Source organism: Lentzea sp. NBC_00516 (assembly GCF_036346835.1).
GTDB lineage: Bacteria > Actinomycetota > Actinomycetes > Mycobacteriales > Pseudonocardiaceae > Lentzea > Lentzea sokolovensis.
This window is the reverse complement of the sequence record NZ_CP107840.1, coordinates 9,053,758-9,077,534: the sequence shown is the minus strand read 5'-3', so window position 1 is coordinate 9,077,534 and position 23,777 is coordinate 9,053,758. Positions and strand designations below refer to the sequence as shown.

The following is a 23,777-nucleotide window of genomic DNA, read 5'->3' as shown; positions in this document are numbered from 1 at the left end:
AATCGGTGACCGAATGCCAAAGGAGACGGTCGTGGCGAGGGTGTTCATCAGCCACGCGACGCAGAATGTGGCGATCGCGACACATATCCGCAACTGGCTCGAAGGTGACCACGAGATTTTCCTGGAAGTTCACCCCGAGGACGGGATCCAGGTCGGCGAGGCGTGGCGCGAGCGTTTGCACCACGAGCTGCGCAGGGCGGACGTCGTCGTGTGCGTCGTCAGCCAGGCTTCGGTCACGTCGAGCTGGTGCAACGCCGAGATCGCCATCGCCGACGCGCTGGGCACTCTCCTGCTGCCCGTGCAGCTCGACGGCGTCATCCACCCGTTGATCGGGCACCTCAACCACATCCCGCACGCCACCGCGCGCGAGCATCTCGAGAAAGCGCTGCGGCGGTTCGACACCGATGGCCGCAAGCTCGCGAAGGACCAGGAACCGTTCCCCGGACTGGACGCGTTCAGCACGGCGTTGAGCGCGGTGTTCTTCGGCCGTGACGCGGAGACCCGCGCGCTGGCCCGCAAGGTGCGCCGCGGGCCCGGTCTGCTCGCCGTCGTCGGCCCGTCCGGCTGCGGCAAGTCGTCACTCGTGAGGGCAGGCCTGCTGGCCCAGCTCGCGGACGACTCGCGCTGGCTCGTCATGCCGCCGTGGCTGCCGGGCAACGACCCGCTCGACGCGCTCGCCCGCGCGGTGCGCAAGACCGCCGCCCACGTCGGCCTCGACTGGACTGTGCAGGAGACCAAGGACCGGCTCGTCCTCGACGGGCTGCGCGGCGTCGCCCAGGAGCTCGTGGACGAGGACCGCAGACTGCTGATCACCATCGACCAGGCCGAGGAGCTCTTCACCCGCGCCGGCGAGAAGGACCGCCAGATCGTCGCGAGCCTGATCAAGGACGCGCTCGCGGACAACGTGCGGGTGGTCGCGACGCTGCGGTCGGAGTTCCTGGACGACCTGCGGACGTTGCCCGAACTGAGCGGTGTCCACCTCGGCAGCTACGTGCTGGCGCCGCTCGCGCGCGAGGTGCTCAACATCGTGATCACCGGCCCCGCCCGCGTGGCCGGGCTCAAGGTGCACCCGGAGCTGGTCGCGCTCCTGGTCGAGGACACGGCGAGCGGCGAGGCGTTGCCGTTGCTCGCGTTCACGTTGCAGCACCTGGCGATGGGCGTCCCCAGGGGCGGCACGCTCTCCAGCGAACTGTACGAGCATTTAGGCGGCGTGCACGGCGCTCTCGCCCGGCACGCAGACGACGTGCTCGACAGCGCCGTAGCGGAAACCGGGATGGGCAAGGAGGAACTGCTCGCCCGGCTCGCGGCCCTGGCCACGCTCGACCACACCGGCAGGCCGACCCGCAAACGCGTCAGCCCGGCCCAGCTGGACTCGCACGCCCGCGCCGCGCTGGAGGTGTTCGTCCGGCACCGTCTGCTCACCGCGAGCGGCGACAAGCAGGGCCGCTGGATCGGCGTGGCGCACGAGGCGTTGTTCACCGAGTGGCGGCCGTTGCGCGGTGCCATCGAGGAGCGGCAGATCGGCCTGCGCGCGGCCCAGTCCGTCGAGCTGGACGCCTCGCAGTGGATCGAGGGCGAACGCGCGGATCACCTGCTGCTCAACGAGGACACCTTCGCCGCCGTCGCGCCGCTGGTGGCGAACGACGACCTCTCCCCCGACGCCCGCCGGTTCCTCGCCATGAGCCGCAATCGGATCCACACGCTGCGAGGACAACGCCGGCGCGACCGCAGACGCACGGTCAGCTGGCTGGCGGTGTTCCTGGCCGCCGCGATCGGCGCGGCGGGGCTGGCAGCCTTCCAATGGCACAACGCCAGCGTCGACCGTGACAGGGCGACGGCACGCGCGCTCGTCGTGCAGGCGCAGGTCGCGCGCAACTCCTCGCCACAGCTGGCTTTGCGGCTCGGTCTGGCCGCGCACTCGCTGGCGCCCGACTCGGACACGAACGCCGAACTGGCCACCACGTTGCACAGGTCGTTCGGGGAGAGGTCGCCCGGCTCGTTCGCCCGTGCCTGCCAGGTCGCATCCGGTGGCCTGAGCCAGGTCGAGTGGCAGCGGTACCTGCCGGACCTGGCCTACCGCGACACCTGTGCGCCGGCTAGCGGGTGATGCCGAACTTCTCCCCGACCAGCCGCCAGAACGCGGGCACGGCGTCCTCGGCCGGGCACTGCACGATCTCCCGGGCGCCCTGCCTGCGTCTCTTGCGGCCGTCGAAGGTCAGCATGACGAACCCGTCCGGCACCGGCGGCAGCGACGACGGCGAGAACACCCTGATCGTCTCGTGGTTCCAGGACTTCGCGTCCAACGACACCACGACGATGTCGTGCATCGAGGTGGTCACACCCAGATGATCGGCCACACCGCTGGCGAGGACGCTCGCGACGATGTCCCGCATGTACTGGTGCGACTCGAAACCCTCGTGCTCGCGGCGCAGTTCGTCGAACCAGTCCGCGACGTCCGCCCAGTCCCCACGCATGGTCGCAGACCCTAGAGAAAGGCGAACGCCCCGCGCGACGTCATTGTCGCGCGGGGCGTCATGCTGCTCTCCGCTGGTCTGACGCCGTTGTCAGACCACAGCGAGCGGAAGCTGGTTCGGGATGACCGGCGACGGCAGGTTCGAGGAACCCGTGAGGAACCTGTCCACGGCGTTCGCCACGGACCTCCCCTCGGCGATCGCCCACACCACGAGGGAAGCGCCGCGATGCGCGTCCCCGCAGACGAACACGCCGGGCGCGGTCGTCTGCCAGTCGGAGCCGCACGAGATCGTGCCGCGCGCCGACAGGGAAATGCCCAGGTCGTCCAGAAGACGCATGTGCTCGACGCCCTCGAAGCCGATCGCCAGCAGCACCATGTCCGCGGGCAGGACCTCGATCTCGTCGGTCAACGGCACCACGGAACGGCGGCCGGACGAGTCCTTCTCGACGCGCACCTGCTGCAGTTCGATGAAGCGCACGTGGCCGTCGTCGTCACCCACGAAACGCTTGACCGCCACGGTGAAGCGGCGTTCGCCGGCCTCCTCGTGCGCGGGGTACGTGCGCAGGATGTGCGGCCACACCGGCCACGGCGAACGGTCGTCGTCGCGAACGGACGGCGGCGTCGGGTACTGGTCGAGCTGCGTCACGGACAGCGCGCCCTGGCGGGTCGCGGTGCCGTAGCAGTCGGCACCCGTGTCGCCGCCACCGATGACGATGACGTGCTTGCCCTCGGCCGAGATCCCGGACGGGCCGTCACCTTCGACGGCGCGGTTCGCGGGCACCAGGTGGTCCATCGCGAGGTGCACGCCCTTGAGCTCACGTCCAGGAGTCGTCTTGTCGTCACGGCCCCGCAGAGCGCCGACGGCGAGCACGACCGAGTCGAACTCGGCACGCAGTTCCTCGACCGTGATGTCGACGCCGACCTCGCAGCCGGTCACGAACTTGGTGCCCTCGCGGCGAAGCTGGGACAGGCGCCGGTCGAGGACCTTCTTCTCCATCTTGAACTCGGGGATGCCGTACCGCAGCAGGCCACCGAGCCGGTCGTCCCGTTCGTACACCACGACTTCGTGGCCCGCGCGGGTCAGCTGCTGCGCGGCGGCGAGTCCGGCGGGACCGGAGCCGACGATCGCGACGCGCTTGCCGGAGGACACCGTCGCCTGGGCCGGCTGCACGTAGCCGTTCTCCCACGACACGTCCGCGATGGTCTCCTCGACCCGCTTGATCGCGACGGCACCGCCCGCGTCGTGCGAGATCGCCAGCACGCAGGCGGCCTCACACGGCGCAGGGCACAACCGGCCCGTGAACTCCGGGAAGTTGTTGGTGGCGTGCAGGCGGTCCGAGGCGAGCTCCCAGTCGCCGCGACGCACCAGGTCGTTCCACTCGGGGATCAGGTTCCCGAGTGGACAGCCCGCGGTTCCGCTGTGGCAGAAGGGAATGCCGCAGTCCATGCACCGCGTCGCCTGTGTGCGCACGGCGTTGTTGCGGTCGACCGGGTCCTCGTGGAGGTAGACCTCGTTCCAGTCCTGCAACCGTTCCGGCTTCGGGCGCTTGGGCGCGTCGGAACGGGTGTGCTTCATAAAACCCTGTGGATCAGCCACGAGACGCCTCCATGACAGCCGCGTCAACGTCCCGGCCCTCGGCGCGCGCCAGACGCATCGCGTCCATCACTCGCTGGAAGTCGCCGGGCATGACCTTCGTGAACGCACCGGCTCGCCGGGTCCAGTCACCGAGCAGCGACGCGGCGACGGCGGAACCCGTGGCCTTGTGGTGCTTGGTGACGGCGTCCTTGAGCCAACGCAGGTCCTCGGCGCTGAGGCGCTGCAGATTCACCATCTCCTGGTTCACCGACAACGGGTCCAGGTCGAGTACGTACGCGATACCGCCGGACATGCCGGCCGCAACGTTGCGCCCGGTCGGCCCGAGCACCACTGCCCGGCCGCCGGTCATGTACTCGAACGCGTGGTCGCCCACGCCCTCCGCCACCAGCAGCGCGCCGGAGTTGCGGACGCAGAAGCGTTCGCCGACGCGTCCGCGCAGGAAGATCTCGCCGGACGTGGCGCCGTAGCCGATCACGTTGCCCGCGATCACCTGGTCCTCGGCGCGGAACGGCGCGTCCTCGAACGGCCGGACGATGATCCGCCCGCCGGACAGGCCCTTGCCGACGTAGTCGTTCGCGTCGCCGACCATCTCCAGCGTGATGCCGCGCGGCAGGAACGCGCCGAGCGACTGGCCGGCCGATCCGGTCAGCCTGACCTGGATCGTGTCGTCCTCCAGGCCCTCGCCACCGAAGCGGCGGGTGACCTCGGCTCCGAGCAGCGTGCCGACCGTGCGGTTGACGTTGCGGACGGGCAGCTCCAGCTTGACCTGGTGCGCGTCCTCCAGCGCCGCCTCGGCGAGCTGGATCAGCGTGCGGTCCAGTGCCTTGTCGAGGCCGTGGTCCTGGTCGCGGATCTTGCGCTTCGCCGTCGGGTACGGGGTCTCCGGCACCTCGAAGACCGGGTCCAGGTTCAGGCCCGCGGTCTTCCAGTGCTCGATCGCCTCGTCCTTGTCGAGCAGCTCCGCGTGACCGACGGCCTCGTCGATCGTGCGGAAACCGAGCTCGGCCAGGATCTCGCGGGCCTCCTGCGCGATGAACTCGAAGAAGTTCACGACGTGGTCGGCCTGACCGGTGTAGCGGGCGCGCAGATCCGGGTTCTGCGTGGCGACGCCGACCGGGCACGTGTCCAGGTGGCAGACGCGCATCATCACGCAGCCGGCGACGATCAGCGGCGCCGTGGCGAAACCGAACTCCTCCGCGCCCAGCAGCGCGGCCACGACCACGTCCCGGCCGGTGCGCATCGCGCCGTCGACCTGGACGGTGATGCGGTCGCGCAAACCGTTGAGCAGCAACGTCTGCTGGGTCTCGGCGAGGCCGATCTCCCACGGCGTTCCGGCGTGCTTGAGCGAGTTCATCGGCGAGGCGCCGGTGCCGCCGTCGTAGCCGGAGATCAGCACGACGTCCGCGTGCGCCTTGGCCACACCCGCCGCGACCGTGCCGACACCGATCGACGAGACGAGCTTCACGTGAACCCGTGCCTGCTCGTTCGCGTTTTTCAGATCGTGGATGAGTTGCGCCAGATCCTCGATCGAGTAGATGTCGTGGTGCGGCGGCGGCGAGATGAGACCGACGCCCGGCGTGGAGTGCCGGGTGCGCGCGACCCACGGGTAGACCTTGAAGCCGGGCAGCTGGCCGCCCTCGCCGGGCTTCGCGCCCTGCGCCATCTTGATCTGGATGTCCGTGGCGTTGACGAGGTACTCGCTCGTGACGCCGAACCGTCCACTCGCGACCTGCTTGACCGCGGAACGTCGTTCCGGGTCGTACAGGCGCTCGCGGTCCTCGCCGCCCTCACCGCTGTTCGACCGGCCGCCGAGGCGGTTCATCGCGATGGCAAGGGTTTCGTGCGCCTCGGCCGAGATCGAGCCGTAGGACATGGCGCCGGTGTTGAAGCGCTTGACGATCGAGCTGACGGGCTCGACCTCGTCGATCGGGATCGGCGTGCGGCCCTCGTTGCGGAACTTGAAGAGCCCGCGCAACGTGCCGCCCTGCCGGGAGATGCGCTCGACCTCCGCCGTGTACTGGCGGAAGACGTCCTCCTTGCGCGTCTTCGTGGCGTGTTGCAGCAGGAACACCGTCTCCGGCGTGAACAGGTGCAGTTCGCCTTCGCGGCGGTACGAGTACTCGCCACCGACTTCGAGCCTGCGGTGCGCACGATCGGTGGGGTTGTCCGGGTACGCGCGGCGGTGGCGCAGCGCCACCTCTTCGGCGAGCACGTCCAGGTGTACGCCGCCGAGCTTGGACTGCGTGCCGGTGAAGTACTCGTCCAGCAGGTCGTTCGACAGGCCGACCGCCTCGAAGATCTGTGCCGCGGTGTAGGCACCGACGGTCGAGATGCCCATCTTCGACATGATCTTCAGGACGCCCTTGACGAGCGCCTTGACGTAGTTGCGAACGGCCTTGTGCGCGCGGACGCCGGAGATGGCGCCCTGGCTGATCAGGTCCTCGATCGTCTCGAACGCGAGGTACGGGTTCACCGCGGCGGCGCCGTAGCTCAGCAGCGCGGCGACGTGGTGGACCTCGCGGCAGTCACCGGACTCGACGACCAGCGCGACCCGCAGGCGTTCCTTGGTGCGCACCAGGTGGTGGTGCACCGAGGAGACCAGCAGCAGCGACGGGATCGGCGCCATGCGGTGGTCCGAGTCGCGGTCGCTCAGCACCAGCGTCCGAGCACCGTTCGCGATGGCCTCCGACGCCTCGCGACGCACGCGCTCGATCGCGGCGGTGAGCGCCTCGCCGCCGCCGTCCACTTCGTACAGTCCGGACAGGACGGTGCAGGCGAAGCCCGGCAGGTCGCCGTCGTCGTTGATGTGGATGAGCTTGGCGAGCTCGTCGTTGTCGATGACCGGGTAGTCGAGCGTCACGTGGCGGCACGAGACGGGGCCGGGGTCGAGCACGTTCTGCTCGGGACCCATCACGCGCTTGACGGACGTGACGATCTCTTCGCGGATCGCGTCCAGCGGCGGGTTCGTGACCTGTGCGAAGTTCTGCACGAAGTAGTCGTAGAGCAGCCGGGAACGCTGGCTGAGCGCGGCGACCGGGGTGTCCGTCCCCATCGACGCGAGCGGCTCCATGCCATTGATCGACATGGGCGTGAGCAGGATCCGCAGCTCCTCCTCGGTGTAGCCGAAGGTGAGCTGGCGGCGCACGACCGACTCGTGGCTCTGCACCACGTGCTCGCGGTCCGACAGGTCGGCCAGGTCGAGCAGGCCGGCGTGCAGCCACTCGTCGTAGGGCGACTCCGAGGCCAGCGACGACTTGAACTCGTCGTCGTCGATGATGCGGCCCGCGGTGGTGTCCACGAGGAACATGCGGCCGGGCTGCAGGCGGCCCTTCGCGACCACCTGGTCGGACGGCACGTCGAGCACACCGGTCTCGGATGCCAGAACGACGCGGCCGTCGGCGGTCTGCCACCAGCGGGCGGGACGCAGGCCGTTGCGGTCGAGGACCGCGCCGACGAGGTCGCCGTCGGTGAAGGTGACGCAGGCCGGGCCGTCCCACGGCTCCATGAGGCTCGCGTGGAACTGGTAGAAGGCGCGGCGCTTCGGGTCCATCGTGGCGTGGTTCTCCCACGCCTCCGGGATCATCATCAGCACCGCGTGCGGAAGGCTGCGGCCGCCGAGGTGCAGCAGCTCCAGCACCTCGTCGAACGACGCAGAGTCCGAGCCGTCCGGGTTGCAGATCGGGAACAGCCTGGCGAGGTCGCCGGGGATGAGTTCGCTGTCCAGCAACGCCTCGCGGGCGCGCATGCGGTTGCGGTTGCCGCGGACGGTGTTGATCTCACCGTTGTGCGCGACGAACCGGAACGGGTGCGCGAGCGGCCACGACGGGAAGGTGTTCGTGGAGAAACGACTGTGCACCAACGCGATCGCCGAGTAGAGGCGCTCGTCGTGCAGGTCGGGGAAGAACGCCGGCAGCTGCTCGGTCGTCAGCATTCCCTTGTAGACGATCGTGCGCGCCGACAGGGAAGGGAAGTAGACGCTGCCCTCGTGCTCGACCCGCTTGCGCAGGCAGAAGGCCAGGCGGTCCAGGGCGATCCCGGCCTCGTCGCGCGTGCCCTTCACGAAGAGCTGCGCGAAGTGCGGCGCCACCGACATCGCGGTCGGGCCGACGTTGGCCTTCTCCGGTTCGGTCGGGACGTCGCGCCAGCCGAGAACGACGAGGTTCTCCTCTTCCGCGATGCGTTCGATCTCCTGCATCGCGGTGACGCGTTCTTCGGATTCAAACGGAAGAAAAGCGATTCCCGCCGCGTACTGATCGCGTTCCGGGAGGTCGAACTCGACCACAGCACGCAGGAACTCGTCCGGCAGCTGCAAAAGAATGCCAGCACCGTCACCCGAAGTGGGTTCGGCGCCCGCGGCGCCCCGGTGCTCCAGGTTCGCCAGCGCTGTCAAGGCATCGACGACGATGCCGTGGGAACGCCTGCCCTGGATGTCGGCCACCATGGCGACGCCGCACGCGTCGCGCTCATCAGCCGGGTCGTAAAGACCCTGGGGGCCGGGGATGGCGGAGAAGATCACTTCGCAGACCTCCTTCGTCGTCCTCGCTAAAGAACAATGTCCTCGTGCTCAGACCTCGTACCAACAGGTGGGAGCACGGGACGACGATGGCCCGCGTGTTGACGCGACTTTAACAGCCGCGAAACCCAGAGACACCCGCCAATGGGTGATCTAGGTCATGGATGTGTAACGATTCCCGGGCGGGGAGCGACATTGCGGCCAACATCGGCGTTCGTTACAGCCGGGTTAGCGTAACCGAACGTTCAACTTCGGCCAGCCGGATGAGAGTTGCGCGACATTCCCGGTTTGCCACTGGATGAGCTGGGTACCCAGACGTTTTCGCTGGTCGAGCCATTGTCGTCCCAGTTAGCGGACGCTCACTCGAATCCGGCCACAGCCACCGCGTCACTGTCCACAGGGGCAGACCGTGACTGTTCCCTGCCAAACGAGACCGAGGCCCCGTTCACCCCACGCCGCATGCGGGGAGAGCGGGACCTCGGCATACATGGAGGTCTGAGGTCTCGTGGCCGGAGGCGAGGAGACGCCTCCGGCCACGGACGTTCTCAGTGAGCCGCGACCGGCTCCTTCTTGTCGTCGCCCTCGGCGCCGGTCTGCTGAGCCAGCAGGTCGTCGACGTCGACGCTGTCGGGGTTGTCCAGCACCTCGCGCAGGCGGTCCTTGTCGAGACCCTTCTGCCAGGCGGCCACGACCAGCGAGCCGACACCGTTGCCGATCACGTTCGTGATGGCGCGGGCCTCGGACATGAACCGGTCGATGCCGACGATCAGCGCGATGCCGACCGCGGGGATGGCCGAGTGCGCCTCGAAGGCCTGCAGCGAGGCGGCCAGGGTGACGAGGCCGGCGCCGGTGACGCCCGCCGCGCCCTTCGACGCGATCAGCATGAACAGCAGCAGGCCGATCTGAACGCCGATCGACACGTCGTGACCGGTGGCCTGGGCGATGAAGATCGCACCCATGGTCAGGTAGATGCAGGTGCCGTCGAGGTTGAACGAGTACCCGGTCGGGATGGTGAGGCCCACGACCGACTTCTGGGCGCCCGCCGCCTCCAGCTTGACCATCATGCGCGGCAGCACCGACTCGGACGACGAGGTGCCGAGCACGATCAGGATCTCGTCCTTGATGTAGCGCAGGAACTTGAAGAGGCTGAAGCCCGCGAACTTCGCCACGAGGCCGAGCACCACGACGACGAACACGATGCAGGTCGCGTAGAACGAACCCATCAGCCAGAGCAGCTTGCCGAGCACGCTGCCGCCGAACTTGCCGACGGTGTAGGCGATGCCGCCGAAGGCACCGATCGGCGCCATGTACATGACGATCTTGATGATGCCGAACATCACCTTGGAGAGCGTCTCCATCGCGGAGACGACCTTGGCGCCGCGCTCACCCATGCCGGCGACCGCGACGGCCACGAGGATGGCGACCACGAGCACCTGGATCAGCTGGCCGTCGGTGAACGCGCTGACGAACGACTTGGGCACCAGGCTCAGGATGAAGCCGGTGACCCCGGTCTCCGCGGTCGAGGCGGACTTGAGCGTCGCGTCGGCCTGGCTCGCGTTCAGCGTGATGTCACCGCCGTGGTGACCCGGCTGGACGATGTTCACGACGATGAGGCCGATGGCGAGCGCCACCGTGGTCATCGCGGTGAAGTAGAGGATCGTCTTGAGCGCGAGCCCGCCCGCCTTGGCGAGGTTCCCGAGGCCCGCGATGCCGACGATGATCGTCGCGAAGATGGTCGGCGCGATGACGACCTTCACGAGGTTCACGAACAGGTCCGCGAGCCACTTCATCTCGGCAGCCTGTTTGGGGAACAGGAAGCCGACGGCAGCGCCCAGCACGATGGAGACCAGCACCCAGAAGTAGAGGTGCTTGTAGATCGGTTTGCGCCCTGTGGTCGTGGTGGCCACTGTTCCTCCTTGAACTACGTGTTGGGTGAGAGAGTGAGCCGCGCCACCCTGCCCGACAACCCGGCGTGAGGAAACTTCAGACAGCCCTGACGTAACAGCTAGGCTTCATCGGTGTCGCTTCGTCGTCGCACGCTTCTGGTAGGGGCCGGACTGGCTCTCGCCGGGTGTACTCCGCGCAGGGTCGAGGCGCCCGCCGAGCTTGTGCTCGCGACCGGCCCGGAAGGCGCGGTGTTCCGCGAGGTCGGGGGCGCTCTGGCGGCCGCGCTGGCCGAGCAGCTGCCCGGCACGAAGGTCACCGCCATCCCGACTGCCGCATCGGTGGAGAACCTGCAGCTGCTGCGCTCCGGTGAAGCCCAGCTCGCGCTGTCCTCTTTGGACCCGATCGACGACCCGCAGAGCGTCCGCGCGGTCGGCCGCCTCTACGACAGCTTCATGCAGATCGCGGTGCCGTCGGCGTCACCGATCCACACCTTCGAAGATCTCGCGGGCAAGCGGATCTCGCTGGGTCCCAAGGGTTCCGGTACGGAGTTCACCGCCGAGCGGATGATGGAGTTCTTCGCTCTGTCCGCAATGGACGAACGCATGGCGCACGCCGAGGCGTCCCGCCGCGTCGCCGACGGGTCGTTGGACGCGATGCTGGCGCTGACCGGCATCCCGACGCCCGCCATAACTGATCTGCGAGGCAACGTGCGGCTGATCAACATCCCGGACGAGGCGATCAAGCTCGCCGAGAAGTACAAGGGCCCGTACATCCCCGCGACCATCCCCAGCACCACCTACGAGAACGTGGCGGCGAACCAGACGTTCGCGGTGCCGAACCTGCTGCTGGCGCGCGAGTCGCTGAGCGCGGACGTCGTGGAGGTCGTGACGCGCACGGTGTTCACCGAGACCGCGCGAATCGTGGAAGGGCACCCGGAGGCGTCGCGGATAAACGTCCGCACCGGCATCGCGACCGGTCTCGTGCCGCTGCACGACGGCGCTATGCGCTGGTTCCGTTCCGTGAAGCGCTGAGGGCGACCTTCACGTCCAGGCCCGGGCCCGCGTCGTGCAGGGTGAGCGTGCCGCCGGCCGACTCGATCAGCTCGGCGCAGATCGCGAGCCCCATGCCGGTGCCTGGGACGTTCTGGTGCTTGGTGGCGCGCCAGAACCGCTGCAGCGCGAGCTCGCGTTCCTCGGCGCTCAGGCCGTCGCCGTCGTCGACAACGTGCAGCTCGCCGGGCCTGCCGATGACCACGACCTCGGTGGCGTTGGCGAGCCGGATGGCGTTGCTGACGAGTTCGTCCAGCACGCTGCCGAGGCCGCCGGGCGGTTCCTGCATGGTCAGGCCCGCCGGGACGTCGATCTTCAGCGTGATCCCGGACTTGCTCGCGAGCGCCTGCCAGGCCGCGCGGTGCGTCGCGAGGAGCTGGTCGATCTCGACGGGCTCGGTCTGCCGCGCGCTGTCGAGCCTGGTCGCGGCGAGCAGCGTGTCGAGCACGCGTCCCATCTCCTCGGCCTCCTCGACCGCGATCTGGTGCGCTTCCCGCGCGAGCTCGCCGTCCACGTGCGGTTCGAGGTTGTCGACGGCGAGCCGCAGACTGGCCAGCGGGTTCCGCAGCTGGTGCGACGCGTCCGCCACGAACGCCCTCTGCCTGTTCAGGGCCTTGCCGACGACGTCGACCATGATGTTGAAACTGCGCGCGAGCCTGCGAAGCTCCTGCGGCCCGCCGACCTCGTCCGCCCGCACGTCGAGGTTGCCCTGGGCGACGGCCGCGGTGGCCTCGTCGAGCCTGCCGACCGGGCGGAGCACCCACCGCGACATGGGCCAGGCGGCGGCGACCACGGCCAGCATCGGCGCGAGACCGGCCAGCGCCATCAGTCCCCACTGGCGCAGCACCTCGTTGCGCAGGCCGCCCGTCTGCGAGATGGTCACGACGGCGGCCACCACTTCGCTGTCCCGTCCGACGGGCTCGACCACGACCATCGGCCCCGTGCGCCACGGCCAGCCCGTGTACTCGGGCTCGGGTCGCACGCCGCCGTTCAACGCCGTGTTGAGGGCCCTCGCGACCTCGGGGTCGTTGCTGGGGTTGAACCCCTGCCGCGACGACATGAGGATCCGCCGGTCGGCGCTGACCAGGGCGACCGGGATGTCGTAGAGGTTGTCGTAGCGCTGGATCTCCTGGCTGAGTGCTTCCAGCCGGTCCGACTGCAACGCGCTCTCGCCGAGCGAGGCGAACCTGCTGGCGTCACCGAGGCGGTCGAGATAGGTCGTCTGCGTCTCGCGCTGCACGACCGCGGACGCCAAAGGGATGCCGAGCGCCGCCACGAGGGCGACGAGCAGCGGAACGGTGATGACGAGCAGTCGGCGGAGCATCGGTTGCGATTGTTCCGCACGCACCTGTGGATGTCTCTTGGAGGCTCGTCACGTGGCGAGTCGGTAACCCACGCCCCGGACCGTCTCGATCTTGGCGTGGCCGCCGAGCTTCCCGCGCAACGCCGCGATGTGCGTGTCCAGCGTCCGTGACGGCGCCTCCCAGTGCGCCTGCCACACCTGGTCCACGATGAAGTCGCGGCTCACGACCTCGCCCTTGCGGGTGGCGAGAAGAGCGAGCAGGTCGAACTCCTTGCGGGTCAACGAGAGCGGCTCACCGTCCAAAGTGACCGCACGCGTCGAGGTGTTGATCTGCAGCGGCCCGATCCGAAGCGGCCCTTCGCTCTCCGGTTCCGCGCGGTGCGTGCGCGTTCTTCTGAGGACGGCCTCGATCCGTGCGAGAAGCTCGGACGTGCCGAACGGCTTCACCACGTAGTCGTCAGCGCCCGCACGCAGACCGAGCACGCGTTCGCGTTCCTCGCCACGCGCGGTCACGGTGATCACGGCGGTGCCCGGACGGTGCCGCAACTCGCGCAGCACGTCCAGACCGTCGCCATCGGGCAGGCCGAGGTCGAGCAACACCACGTCGGCAGGTGCGGCACGCAGCGCGTCAGCGGCCGTGGCCACCCGATGCACCTCGTAGCCCGCATGCCGCAGTGCGGTCAGCAGGCCTCTGGCCACCCGGTCGTCATCCTCGACGACGAGCACGCGCACAGATCACTCCGGTTTGACGGACTCCGGGGAGTTCTTCTTGTCCTTCTCGGCGACGTCACCTTCGCTGCCGTCCTCGGCGACGTCGGTGACGCTCTTGTCCTCTGCCGCTTCCTCAGCGGCTTCCTGGGATTCGCCCGGCACCTCGGTCGTGCCTCGCAACGCGGCGACGTCCTCACGCTCACCACGCGACTTCGCGATGATGAAGTACGCGATCGCGCCGAAGAACACGATCGCCGACACGAACACGTTCACGCGCGTGCCGAGAATCAGCGTCGCCTCGTCGGTGCGCATCAGCTCGATCCAGAACCGACCGGCCGTGTAGCCCGCGACGTACAGCGCGAACACCCGCCCGTGACCGAGCCGGAACTTCCGGTCCGCCCACACGATCAGCAGCGCGACACCGAGGTTCCACAGCAGCTCGTAGAGGAACGTCGGGTGCACGACCTGGATCGGCGTGTGATCGATGGCGATACCGGCCAGCGCGTCCTCACGCCCCTCCTGCGTGACCCGGCGGTAGATCTCCAGACCCCACGGCAACGTCGTGTCGCCGCCGTAAAGCTCCTGGTTGAAGTAGTTGCCGAGCCGCCCGATGGCCTGCGCCACCACGATGCCGGGCGCGAGCGCGTCCGCCATCGCCGGCAGCGGAATGCCCCTGCGGCGGCACGCGATCCACGCACCGACGGCACCGAGTGCGATCGCACCCCAGATGCCGAGGCCGCCGTTCCAGATCTGCAGCGCCGCGAGCGGGTCCTTGCCCGGCCCGAAGTACTTCTGGTTGTCCGTGATGACGTGGTAGAGCCGCCCGCCGACGAGGCCGAACGGCACCGCCCACACGGCGATGTCCGTGACCTCGCCCTTGATGCCGCCGCGTGCGACCCAGCGGCGCTCACCCCACCAGATGGCGACGATGATGCCGGCGATGATGCACAGCGCGTAGGCCCTGAGCGGGAGGGGACCGAGGTACCAAACACCGCGGTCGGGACTCGGGATCGTGGCCAGGAGGGCGTCCAACACGGCGCCCACCGTACCGGTCGGCTTGTGAGCGTCTCGTGGGGACGCGCGATCGTTATCGGCCCGAACCCTGTCGGCGCCGATCACCGGACTCGGGGTTCGGGACCTTAGGGGGTTCGTGATCGCCGAACCGAGATACTCGGACGCGGTCTGGGCGGACTCCCGAAAGGTCGGACATGACGGTCCTGGTGGTCGGCGGCGGTATCGGCGGGCTGGCGACGGCGCTCGGGCTCGCGCGGGCCGGGCAACGCGTGACGGTGCTGGAGGCCGCGGCGGTGTTCGAGGAGATCGGCGCGGGCATCCAGGTCGGGCCCAACGGGTTTCGCATGCTCGACTCGGTGGGTGTGGGTGGCGCTGTGCGGGCTCGGGCGGTGCACGTGGACGAGTTGCGGTTGCGGTGCGGGGTGTCCGGGCGGCAGATCGCCGGATTGCCCGTCGACGAGGGCTTTCGGGAGCGGTTCGGCACTTATGCGGTGGTGCATCGCAACGACGTGCTCACGCCGTTGCTCGACGCCTGCCAGAACGACGAGCGGATCGACCTTCGGGTGAGCAGCGGCGTCGAGGCCTACACGCAGGACGCGGGCGGGGTCACCGCGGTGTTGCGGTCGGGCGATCTCGTGCACGGGGAGGCGTTGATCGGCGCTGACGGGTTGCGGTCCGCGGTGCGGCGGCAGCTCGTGGGCGACGGGGATCCGCAGGTGTCCGGGCACACGACCTTCCGCGCGGTCATTCCCGCTCAGAACGTGCCGCAGTCGTTGAAGGAGAACGTCGTCACGCTGTGGGCGGGGCCGCGCTATCACGTCGTCTGGTACGTGATCGCGGGCGGGCGGTACGTGAATCTCGTGGCCACCGTGGACAACGGCGCCACGGACCCCATGACCGGCAAGCCCGTCGAGCACGCCGAGGTGATGAAGCACTTCACGCCGTTGTGCGACGACGCGGCCCGGATCATGGAGCTCGCCGACGAGTGGCGGGCGTGGGTGCTGTGCGACCGCCCGCCGATCACGAACTGGCAGGACTCGCGGGTCGTGCTGCTCGGTGACGCAGCCCATCCCGTGCTGCAGTACGCCGCTCAGGGCGCCTGTCAGGCGTTGGAGGACGCCGTGTGCCTCTCGTCCGTGTTCGACCCCCGTGACGTGGCCGGCTCTTTTGCGCGGTACGTGGCGCTCCGCTCGGAGCGGACCGCGCGCGTCCACCACGCGTCACGGTGGATGGGGCGGGAGGTCTATCACCCGGCCGGCGAGGCGGCGGAGGTCCGTGACGCGATGTTCGCCTCGTGGACCACGGCCGACCTGCACGAACGGCTGGAGTGGCTCTACGGCTAGGAGGGCAGTTCGATCGTGACCGGGAACGGCCTGTCGAAGGTCAGCACGCCGTTCACGCTCCGCGCGATCTCGACGTACTCCCCCTCGTCTCCGAGTTCAAGCAGCGTCGCCTCGACAACCTTCTTCGCGGGATCGATGATCAAGTAGTAAGGAACTGAGGCTTCCGCGTACACATGACGCTTGAGCACGAGGTCGTTCATTCGCGTGCTCTTCGAGAGCACTTCGCCTGCGAGCACGAGGTTCGACACCGGGAAGGTGATGTCAGCATCACACGGCTTCACAACTGTGAAGTCCGGAATCAACAAGCGGCCGGTCGACAACGCGACATTGAGCTCGACAGTCGCCTCGAACTCAGCCGGACACGCGCGATCCAGCGTGGCGAACACTCTGCCCACCAGCCGCTGGTGCCGGTAACTCCCCAGCGGGCTCACGAGAAGCATCCCGTCGACGAGTTCGATGCGCTGACTGTGCTCCTCGGGGAGAGCGAGGACGTCTTCGAGCGTCCACGGCCCTTCGTGGGCGGGCAGCAGGACATCGGATCGAGCTTCGGCTGGCGCCGCCATTGGGCATCACCTCCGTTGACCGCCTGCGCACCACCAGTGTGGCACGCCGGTCGGATGGCTGGCTTGTGCATGAGCCCACGATCGCAGCTCAGACCGACAGTCAAACGGGGTTTTGGCCCCAACCGACGTAGATTCACTCGATCAGGTGTTCGAATCCATGTCATGCTCTTGGAGGAACATCAAGACCCCCCGGCAGGCAAAGCAAAACCGCCCGGCCAGAAGGCCGAGCGGCTTCACCGAACACAAGGAGAATCAGACGGTCGCCGGAGCCGACCGCACACCCTTGGCGAGGTCGGCGGCCAGCGCGCGCACCGCGGCGTCGCCCTCCGCCACGGCCGAGACGAACGCCGATCCGACGATGACGCCGTCCGCGAACCCGGCGATCTCGGCGGCCTGCGCACCAGAGCGCACACCCAGCCCGACGCCGATCGGCAACGAGGTGTGCTCACGCACCCGCGCAACCAGCTCGGGGGCTGCAGACGACACGACGTCACGGGCGCCCGTGACGCCCATGACCGCGGTGGCGTAGAGGAAGCCTGAGGACGCACGCGCGGTCATCGCGATGCGCTCCTCGGTCGACGACGGCGCCACCAGGAAGGTCCGGTCGAGCCCGTGCGCGGCGGAAGCGGCCATCCAGTCCTCGGCCTCGTCCGGAACGAGGTCGGGCGTGATGATGCCGAGCCCACCGGCGGCGGCGAGGTCGCGTGCGAACGCGTCCACGCCGTAGCGCAGCACCGGGTTCCAGTACGTCATCACGACCGCACGCCCACCGGCGTCGGTCACGGCGGACACCACGTCGAACAGGTCGCGCACGCGGAAGCCCGCGGCTCGCGCCTGCTCGGCGGCGGCCTGGATCGTCGGGCCGTCCATCACCGGGTCGGAGAACGGCAGGCCGACCTCGACCAGGTCACACCCGGCCTCGACCATCGAACGGAGGTAGTCCTTGGAACCTTCGACCGTGGGAAAACCCGCGGGCAGGTAGCCGATCAGTGCGGCACGCGACTCGGCGCGCGCGGCGGAGAAAACGTCGGACAACGACATCAGGCCTGTCCCCCGTCAGCGAGGCCGAAGTACTTCACGGCGGTGTCCATGTCCTTGTCGCCGCGTCCGGAGAGGTTCACGACGAGCAGTCCGTCCGGCCCGAGCGACGGCCCGAGCTTCAGCGCGCCCGCCAGGGCGTGCGCGGACTCGATCGCCGGGATGATGCCCTCGGTGCGCGAGAGCAGGGCGAACGCTTCCATGGCCTCGTCGTCGGTGACCGGGAAGTACTCGGCGCGGCCGATGTCCTTGAGGTGCGAGTGCTCGGGGCCCACGCCGGGGTAGTCGAGACCGGCGGAGATCGAGTGCGCCTCGGTGATCTGGCCGTCGTCGTCCTGCATGACGTACGACATCGCGCCGTGCAACGAGCCGGGCGTGCCGGCCGTCAGCGTCGCGCCGTGGCTGCCGCTGTCGAGACCGGAGCCACCGGGCTCGACACCGACGAGCCGGACGTCGAGGTCGTCGATGAAGCCGTGGAAGATGCCGATCGCGTTCGAGCCGCCACCGACACAGGCGACGACGGCGTCGGGCAGCCGACCGGCCTTCTCGAGGATCTGCTCGCGCGCCTCGATGCCGATGATCCGGTGGAAGTCGCGGACCAGCAGCGGGAACGGGTGCGGGCCCGCGGCCGTGCCGAGCAGGTAGTGCGTGTCGTCGACGTTGGTGACCCAGTCGCGCAACGCCTCGTTGATCGCGTCCTTCAGGGTGCGCGACCCGGACTTCACCGGGATGACCTCGGCGCCCAGCAGACGCATGCGGGCGACGTTCAGCGCCTGGCGCTCGGTGTCGACCTCGCCCATGTAGACGACGCAGTCGAGGCCGAGGAGCGCGCACGCCGTCGCCGTCGCCACGCCGTGCTGGCCGGCGCCGGTCTCGGCGATGACGCGCTGCTTGCCCATGCGCTTGGTCAGCAACGCCTGGCCCAGCACGTTGTTGATCTTGTGCGAACCCGTGTGGTTGAGGTCCTCGCGCTTGAGCCACACCTGCGTACCGGCGTGCTCCGCGAACTTCGGGGCCTCGGTCAGCAGGGACGGACGGCCCGCGAAGTCGCGGAGGAGACGCTGGAACTCGTTCACGAACTCCGGGTCGAGCCGCGCCTTGTCGTACTCGGCGGCCAGCTCGTCCACCGCGGCGATCAGGGCCTCCGGGACGAACCGGCCGCCCCACGGGCCGAAGTGGCCACGTGCGTCTGGATCATGCGGTGTGGGCGTGAACTGGCCCATCGGGTAGCTCCTCTAGCGCTGTAATCAACCGTGCCTTACCGGCTCGGCCGGGGGCACGCGGGGTGTGAGCCCGCGGTCACGAGCTTGTTCACGGCGGCCTTGGGGTCTCCGCTGGTCACCAGGCTTTCGCCGACGAGCACCGCGTCGGCACCGGCGCCGGCGTACGACATCAGGTCGCCGGGCCCGGTCACGCCCGACTCGGCGATCTTGATCGTCTCGAAGGGTAGTCCCGGAGCGATCCTGCCGAAAACGTCTTTATCGACCTCCAGCGTGTGGAGGTTGCGCGCGTTCACGCCGATCACCGACGAACCCGCTTCCAGAGCACGGTCCGCCTCTTCGGCGGTGTGCACCTCGACGAGCGCCGTCATGCCGAGCGATTCCACCCGATCGAGCAGCGACACGAGCGCGTTCTGCTCCAGCGCCGCCACGATCAGCAGCACCAGGTCCGCTCCGTGCATGCGGGCCTCGTGCACCTGGTACGGCGACACGATGAAGTCCTTGCGCAGCAGTGGGATCTTCACCGCCCTGCGCACCGCGTCGAAGTCCGCCAGCGACCCGCCGAAGCGGCGCTGCTCGGTCAGCACGCTGATCACCGACGCGCCGCCCGCCTCGTACGCGGACGCGAGGTCGGCAGGCTCCGGGATCTCCGCCAGCGCCCCCTTGGAGGGGCTGCGGCGCTTGACCTCCGCGATGACACCCACGTTCGGCCCACGCAGCACCGACAGCACGTCGAGCGGCGGAGCGGTTTTGGTCGCGCGCTCCTTGACCACCTCGAAGGACAACTGAGCCTCGCGAGCGGCGAGATCCTCACGCACACCTTCGAGGATCGACTCGAGAACCGTCACAGTGTTGCTCCCCTTCCCGCTACGGGGATGCTAACCCCGCCGGAGTAACGCCTCCGCCACCGGGGTTCAAGTGTCCACGCAGCTAACCGAGGCTGTGCGCCTGTCACATGCGTGAACGCGGATGAATGATCTTCACTCGTTCGAGGCAGGTCCGCCGGGGGTCTTATCGTCGGTCGGGTCATCCCCACGCTCCAGTGCGCGCCACAGGTCCGTCTCGGGGTCGTGCGCGCGGGCCTTCTGCCCGCCCATCCCGATCTTCGGCATCCTGGCCCCCAGCGCTACCTGAAGCGCGCCGGAACCCGCCATGAGCACGCCGCCGGCCGCCGCCAGCCAGTGGCCGGAGGCCGCCGCCACGATGCCGACGACGATCAGCACCGCGCCGAGGGCCCGGCGCGCCACCCCGCTCAGCGCGACGACCGCCGCGACGGACGCGAGGCACAGCAGCGCGACGGGCACCGAGCCGGCACCCCAGAAGGCGCCCGCCGCGCCCATCAGCAGGAGCGCGGCGGTCCACAGTGGAGAGTTAGCTTTCAACTGCCGGCGCCATCGTCTGGGCGGTGGCGATCGCGGCCAGCACCGCTCCCGCCTTGTTCAGGCACTCGTTGTCCTCGGACAGCGGGTCCGAGTCGGCCACGATGCCGCCACCGGCCTGCACGTACGCCACCCCTTCGCGCACCAGGGCGGTGCGGATGGCGATGGCGGTGTCCGCGTCCCCGGCGAAGTCGAAGTAGCCGACGACGCCGCCGTAGAGGCCGCGGCGCGTGGGCTCCAGTTCCTCGATGAGCTCCATCGCGCGCGGCTTGGGCGCACCGGACAGGGTCCCGGCCGGGAAGCACGCGGCGACCGCGTCGTAGGCCGTCTTGCCCTCGGCCAGCTCACCGGTCACGGTCGACACGATGTGCATGACGTGGCTGTACCGCTCGACCTTGAAGAAGTCGACGACGTGCACCGAACCCGGCTTGCAGACGCGGCCCAGGTCGTTGCGGCCGAGGTCGACGAGCATCAGGTGCTCGGCGCGCTCCTTGTGGTCCGCGAGGAGGTCCTTCTCGAGCAGGGCGTCCTCCTCGGGGTCCTCGCTGCGCCAGCGGGTGCCCGCGATGGGGTGCGTGGTCGCCTTGCCGTCGCGCACCGTCACCAGCGACTCCGGGCTGGATCCGACGATGTCGAACCCGTCCAGGCGCAGGAGGTACATGTACGGGCTGGGGTTCGTCGCGCGCAGCACCCGGTAGATGTCGAGCGCGTCGGCGTCCGTCTCGATCTCGAACCGCTGCGACACCACGACCTGGAACGCCTCGCCCGCGCGGATGGCCTCCTTGGCCTTCTCGACGGCCGCGAAGTGCTCGGCCTGCGAGCGCCGGCGCCGGAACTCCGGCTTGGGCCGCGCGAACACGGCGGCCGTCGGCGGCGCGGGCGTGTGCAGCGCCGTCGTCATCTCGTCGAGACGGCGCACCGCGTCGTCGTAGGCGGCGTCGACCCGTTCGGTCGAGTCGTCCCAGTTGATCGCGTTCGCGATGAGGGTGACGGTGCCCTCATGGTGGTCGAGCGCGGCGAGGTCGGTCGCCAGCAGCATGACCAGCTCGGGGATCTTCAGGTCGTCCTCGGCGATGACGGGCAGCCGTTCCAGGCGCCGCACCGCGTCGTAGCCGATGTAGCCGACCATGCCGCCGGTCAGCGGCGGCATGCCGGGCAACGGGTCGGTGCGCAGCACCTCGATGGTCTCGCGCAACGCCTGCAGCGGGTCACCGCCGTCGGGCAGGCCGACGGGCCGCGTGCCCGTCCAGTACGCCTCGCCGCCGGTCGCCGTGAGCGCCGCCGTGGACCGCACGCCGATGAACGACCATCGCGACCAGGAGCGGCCGTTCTCCGCCGACTCGAAGAGGAACGTGCCCGGCTGATTGGCCCCGAGCTTGCGGTACAGGCCGACCGGGGTCTCCGCGTCCGCGAGCAGCTTGCGCACCACCGGGATGACCCGGCGGTTGACCGCGAGCTCGCGGAACTCCTCACGCGTTGGGCTGACGGCCCCAAGACCAGCGGCGGCCACAGCCCCGATGACGCTCACCATGCCGTCAATTGTTGCATAAATTCAACAACTGTTGAACTATGGCCCGTGTGGAGCAAGTGAACCAGAAACGCCGAGGCCGTCGCGCCGCGGGCGAGGACACCAGGGCCGCGCTCGTCGCCGCGGCCCGCGAGGTGTTCGTGGAAAAGGGCTACGACGGTGCCACCGTACGCGCGATCGCCGCCAAGGCGGGCGTGGACGCCGCCATGGTCAACCACTGGTTCGGCGGCAAGGAAGGCCTGTTCGCGCAGGCGGTGCTGCAACTCCCCTTCGACCCTGCCGAGCTCCTCAAACGCCTGCTCGACGGCGCGGTCGAGGACGCGGGACAACGCATCGTCCGCACGTTCGTGACGGTGTGGGACGCGACCGGCGGCGGCACGTTCGCGGCACTGATCCGCAGCGTCACCAGCCAGCCCGAGGTGGCGGGCGCGCTGAAGCAGTTCCTCATCAACGCGATCTTCAAGAACGTGCTCGCGGAGATCGGCGCCGAGCACCGCGAACTCAGGGCCACGCTGTGCGCGACCCAGATGGTCGGGCTCGGCATCGTCCGGTACGTCGTGCGCTTCGAGCCGCTGGCGTCGGCCGACGTGGAGACCGTGGTCAGGACGATCGGCCCGAACCTCCAGCGCTACCTGACCGGCGACCTGGACTGACCGGTCACGCGTCAGCGAGCAGCACCGTGGCGTCAAAGCACGTGCGGTCGCCCGTGTGGCAGGCCGCGTCCACCTGGTCGACGGTCAGCAGCAGCGTGTCGCCGTCGCAGTCGAGCCGCACCTCGTGCACGTACTGCGTGTGCCCGGAGGTCTCACCCTTCACCCACAGCTGCTGACGGCTGCGCGAGTAGTACGTGGCGCGGCGGGTGGTGAGGGTGCGGTGCAACGCCTCGTCGTCCATCCACGCCACCATGAGCACCTCGCCGGTGCCGCGTTGCTGGGCGACCGCGCACACCAGGCCGTCCGGCGTGCGCTTGAGCCGTTGGCTGATGGCGGGATCTAGCGCGTTGCTCAACGGGGACCTCCCAGGTGTTCACGAGCCGGTCCGGTGTTGAGCAGGACCACTCCGTAGATGTGCACGGCGGACAGCACCCCGGAGGCGACGCGGGCCCACGCCGGTCCTTCGGCGAGCACGATGACCAGGTGCAGCAGCCCGACGAGAATGAAGACGATCATCGCCGGGTAGTGCATGAAACGCAGGCGCAGCAACAGGGCGGCCGCCACGGGCAGTTCCACGACCGCGAGGAACGACGGCAGCTTCAGCACGTCCGCGTCGCCGGTCGAGCGCCACAGGATCAGCCCGACCACGAAGAACACCAGGGCGCCGCCGAACGCGACCGCCGAGGCGACCCGCACCTCGACGGGCTTCATCGCACCACGACACCCGCCTGGCGCAGGCCGTCCTTGACCTCGCCGATGCGGAGTTGCCCGAAGTGGAAGACGCTCGCGGCCAGCACGGCGTCCGCGCCCGCGGCGACGGCCGGCGGGAAGTGGTCGACCGCGCCGGCGCCGCCGCTCGCGATCAGCGGCACGTCGACCTCGCGGCGCACCAGGTCGATCAGCTCGAGGTCGAACCCGGCCTTGGTGCCGTCGGCGTCCATCGAGTTCAGCAGGATCTCGCCGACGCCCAGCTCCTGGCCCTTCGCGGCCCACGCGATGGCGTCGATGCCGGTGCCGGTGCGGCCGCCGTGGGTGGTGACCTCGAAGCCGGTGCCGCCGGGCACGCGCCGGGCGTCGACCGACAGCACGATGCACTGCGCGCCGTACCGCTCCGAGCACTCCTTGAGCAGCTCGGGACGTGCGATGGCGGCGGTGTTGAGGCTGACCTTGTCCGCGCCTGCGCGCAGCAGCTTGTTGACGTCCTCGGGGCTGCGCACGCCGCCACCGACCGTGAGGGGGATGAACACCTGCTCGGCGGTGCGGCGGACCACGTCGAACGTCGTCTCGCGGTCGCCACTGCTGGCGGTCACGTCGAGGAACGTCAGCTCGTCCGCGCCCTCGGCGTCGTAGGCCCTGGCCAGCTCGACCGGATCGCCCGCGTCGACGAGGTTGGTGAAGTTGACGCCCTTCACCACCCGGCCCCGGTCGACGTCGAGACAGGGGATGACACGGACCGCGACTGACATGCGGGAAAGCCTACAAGGGGCGGGCGAGGACTACGCTGCG

The 23,777-nt window shown here is 69.2% G+C and carries 20 protein-coding genes; 4 read left to right on the top strand and 16 right to left on the bottom strand.

Annotated features, from left to right (window positions below; genetic code table 11):
• The first annotated feature begins 31 nt into the window (after window positions 1–31).
• The gene (locus tag OG205_RS42195; RefSeq protein ID WP_330273369.1) at window positions 32–2,107 is read left to right on the top strand and encodes a toll/interleukin-1 receptor domain-containing protein; all 2,076 of its coding nucleotides are present in this window, start codon (window positions 32–34) and stop codon (window positions 2,105–2,107) included.
• Here the strand turns inward: OG205_RS42195 and OG205_RS42190 are convergent.
• The 4 genes from OG205_RS42190 to dctA form a co-directional block, all read right to left on the bottom strand.
• A complete protein-coding gene (locus OG205_RS42190) occupies window positions 2,097–2,474 on the bottom strand; it encodes a hypothetical protein (protein ID WP_330273368.1) in 378 nt (125 codons plus the stop codon). The genes OG205_RS42195 and OG205_RS42190 overlap by 11 nt on opposite strands.
• Window positions 2,475–2,564: 90 nt before the next feature.
• Window positions 2,565–4,070: a glutamate synthase subunit beta gene (locus OG205_RS42185; RefSeq protein WP_330273367.1), complete on the bottom strand. Its 1,506-nt coding sequence runs from the start codon at window positions 4,068–4,070 to the stop codon at window positions 2,565–2,567.
• Window positions 4,063–8,586, bottom strand: a complete 4,524-nt coding sequence (gene gltB, locus OG205_RS42180) for a glutamate synthase large subunit (RefSeq protein WP_330273366.1) — start codon at window positions 8,584–8,586, stop codon at window positions 4,063–4,065. The genes OG205_RS42185 and gltB overlap by 8 nt, the downstream gene beginning before the upstream one ends.
• Window positions 8,587–9,128: 542 nt before the next feature.
• On the bottom strand, window positions 9,129–10,490 hold the full coding sequence (gene dctA, locus OG205_RS42175) for a C4-dicarboxylate transporter DctA (protein WP_330273365.1): 1,362 nt from the start codon (window positions 10,488–10,490) through the stop codon (window positions 9,129–9,131).
• Between the two features lie 111 nt (window positions 10,491–10,601).
• Here dctA and OG205_RS42170 point away from each other — a divergent pair, with 111 nt between their 5' ends.
• Window positions 10,602–11,501 (top strand): TAXI family TRAP transporter solute-binding subunit, encoded by a 900-nt coding sequence (locus OG205_RS42170; RefSeq protein ID WP_330273364.1) that lies wholly within the window; start codon window positions 10,602–10,604, stop codon window positions 11,499–11,501.
• On the opposite strand, the gene OG205_RS42165 is transcribed toward OG205_RS42170, so the two are convergent.
• From OG205_RS42165 to lgt, 3 genes are read right to left on the bottom strand one after another with little or no spacing between them, the layout of a single operon-like run.
• A complete protein-coding gene (locus OG205_RS42165; protein ID WP_330273363.1) occupies window positions 11,470–12,843 on the bottom strand; it encodes a sensor histidine kinase in 1,374 nt (457 codons plus the stop codon). The two genes, OG205_RS42170 and OG205_RS42165, sit on opposite strands and share 32 nt — an antisense overlap.
• Window positions 12,844–12,891: 48 nt before the next feature.
• The gene (locus OG205_RS42160) at window positions 12,892–13,554 is read right to left on the bottom strand and encodes a response regulator transcription factor (protein ID WP_330273362.1); all 663 of its coding nucleotides are present in this window, start codon (window positions 13,552–13,554) and stop codon (window positions 12,892–12,894) included.
• A 3-nt stretch (window positions 13,555–13,557) separates the two neighbouring features.
• Window positions 13,558–14,565 (bottom strand): prolipoprotein diacylglyceryl transferase, encoded by a 1,008-nt coding sequence (gene lgt / locus OG205_RS42155; RefSeq protein WP_330278355.1) that lies wholly within the window; start codon window positions 14,563–14,565, stop codon window positions 13,558–13,560.
• Window positions 14,566–14,741: 176 nt separating this feature from the next.
• Between lgt and OG205_RS42150 the strand changes: the two genes are divergently transcribed.
• The gene (locus tag OG205_RS42150; RefSeq protein ID WP_330273361.1) at window positions 14,742–15,890 is read left to right on the top strand and encodes an FAD-dependent monooxygenase; all 1,149 of its coding nucleotides are present in this window, start codon (window positions 14,742–14,744) and stop codon (window positions 15,888–15,890) included.
• On the opposite strand, the gene OG205_RS42145 is transcribed toward OG205_RS42150, so the two are convergent.
• The 6 genes from OG205_RS42145 to OG205_RS42120 all read right to left on the bottom strand — a co-directional run bounded on the left by OG205_RS42145 (window position 15,887) and on the right by OG205_RS42120 (window position 21,621).
• Window positions 15,887–16,453, bottom strand: a complete 567-nt coding sequence (locus OG205_RS42145; RefSeq protein WP_330273360.1) for a Uma2 family endonuclease — start codon at window positions 16,451–16,453, stop codon at window positions 15,887–15,889. The two genes, OG205_RS42150 and OG205_RS42145, sit on opposite strands and share 4 nt — an antisense overlap.
• 252 nt (window positions 16,454–16,705) lie before the next feature.
• Window positions 16,706–17,494, bottom strand: coding sequence for a tryptophan synthase subunit alpha (trpA, locus tag OG205_RS42140; protein ID WP_442916670.1), 789 nt, complete (start codon window positions 17,492–17,494; stop codon window positions 16,706–16,708).
• Window positions 17,494–18,714: a tryptophan synthase subunit beta gene (gene trpB / locus OG205_RS42135; RefSeq protein WP_330273359.1), complete on the bottom strand. Its 1,221-nt coding sequence runs from the start codon at window positions 18,712–18,714 to the stop codon at window positions 17,494–17,496. The genes trpA and trpB overlap by 1 nt, the downstream gene beginning before the upstream one ends.
• Window positions 18,715–18,749: 35 nt before the next feature.
• Window positions 18,750–19,559: an indole-3-glycerol phosphate synthase TrpC gene (gene trpC / locus OG205_RS42130; RefSeq protein WP_093597267.1), complete on the bottom strand. Its 810-nt coding sequence runs from the start codon at window positions 19,557–19,559 to the stop codon at window positions 18,750–18,752.
• A 132-nt stretch (window positions 19,560–19,691) separates the two neighbouring features.
• A complete protein-coding gene (locus tag OG205_RS42125; protein ID WP_330273358.1) occupies window positions 19,692–20,093 on the bottom strand; it encodes a hypothetical protein in 402 nt (133 codons plus the stop codon).
• Window positions 20,083–21,621, bottom strand: coding sequence for an anthranilate synthase component I (locus tag OG205_RS42120; RefSeq protein ID WP_330273357.1), 1,539 nt, complete (start codon window positions 21,619–21,621; stop codon window positions 20,083–20,085). The genes OG205_RS42125 and OG205_RS42120 overlap by 11 nt, the downstream gene beginning before the upstream one ends.
• A 38-nt stretch (window positions 21,622–21,659) precedes the next feature.
• On the opposite strand from OG205_RS42120, the gene OG205_RS42115 reads away from it, so the two are divergent.
• The gene (locus OG205_RS42115) at window positions 21,660–22,271 is read left to right on the top strand and encodes a TetR/AcrR family transcriptional regulator (RefSeq protein WP_330273356.1); all 612 of its coding nucleotides are present in this window, start codon (window positions 21,660–21,662) and stop codon (window positions 22,269–22,271) included.
• 4 nt (window positions 22,272–22,275) lie between these two features.
• Here OG205_RS42115 and hisI read toward each other — a convergent pair whose 3' ends face one another.
• Genes hisI through hisF form a run of 3 tightly spaced genes read right to left on the bottom strand, consistent with a single transcriptional unit; the run spans window position 22,276 to window position 23,737 of the window.
• Window positions 22,276–22,626: a phosphoribosyl-AMP cyclohydrolase gene (gene hisI / locus OG205_RS42110; RefSeq protein WP_330273355.1), complete on the bottom strand. Its 351-nt coding sequence runs from the start codon at window positions 22,624–22,626 to the stop codon at window positions 22,276–22,278.
• Window positions 22,623–22,982 (bottom strand): hypothetical protein, encoded by a 360-nt coding sequence (locus OG205_RS42105; protein ID WP_319977264.1) that lies wholly within the window; start codon window positions 22,980–22,982, stop codon window positions 22,623–22,625. The genes hisI and OG205_RS42105 overlap by 4 nt, the downstream gene beginning before the upstream one ends.
• Window positions 22,979–23,737 (bottom strand): imidazole glycerol phosphate synthase subunit HisF, encoded by a 759-nt coding sequence (gene hisF / locus OG205_RS42100; protein WP_330273354.1) that lies wholly within the window; start codon window positions 23,735–23,737, stop codon window positions 22,979–22,981. Before hisF ends, OG205_RS42105 begins: the two co-directional genes overlap by 4 nt.
• Between the last annotated feature and the right edge of the window lie 40 nt (window positions 23,738–23,777).

Coding starts and splice junctions, on each gene's coding strand:
- hisF (WP_330273354.1), bottom strand. CDS start 23,737: ATGTCAGTCGCGGTCCGTGTCATCCCCTGTCTCGACGTCGACCGGGGC.
- OG205_RS42150 (WP_330273361.1), top strand. CDS start 14,742: ATGACGGTCCTGGTGGTCGGCGGCGGTATCGGCGGGCTGGCGACGGCG.
- OG205_RS42105 (WP_319977264.1), bottom strand. CDS start 22,982: ATGAAGCCCGTCGAGGTGCGGGTCGCCTCGGCGGTCGCGTTCGGCGGC.
- trpA (WP_442916670.1), bottom strand. CDS start 17,494: ATGTCGTTGTCCGACGTTTTCTCCGCCGCGCGCGCCGAGTCGCGTGCC.
- trpB (WP_330273359.1), bottom strand. CDS start 18,714: ATGGGCCAGTTCACGCCCACACCGCATGATCCAGACGCACGTGGCCAC.
- OG205_RS42145 (WP_330273360.1), bottom strand. CDS start 16,453: ATGGCGGCGCCAGCCGAAGCTCGATCCGATGTCCTGCTGCCCGCCCAC.
- OG205_RS42165 (WP_330273363.1), bottom strand. CDS start 12,843: ATGCTCCGCCGACTGCTCGTCATCACCGTTCCGCTGCTCGTCGCCCTC.
- OG205_RS42120 (WP_330273357.1), bottom strand. CDS start 21,621: ATGGTGAGCGTCATCGGGGCTGTGGCCGCCGCTGGTCTTGGGGCCGTC.
- OG205_RS42190 (WP_330273368.1), bottom strand. CDS start 2,474: ATGCGTGGGGACTGGGCGGACGTCGCGGACTGGTTCGACGAACTGCGC.
- OG205_RS42115 (WP_330273356.1), top strand. CDS start 21,660: ATGGCCCGTGTGGAGCAAGTGAACCAGAAACGCCGAGGCCGTCGCGCC.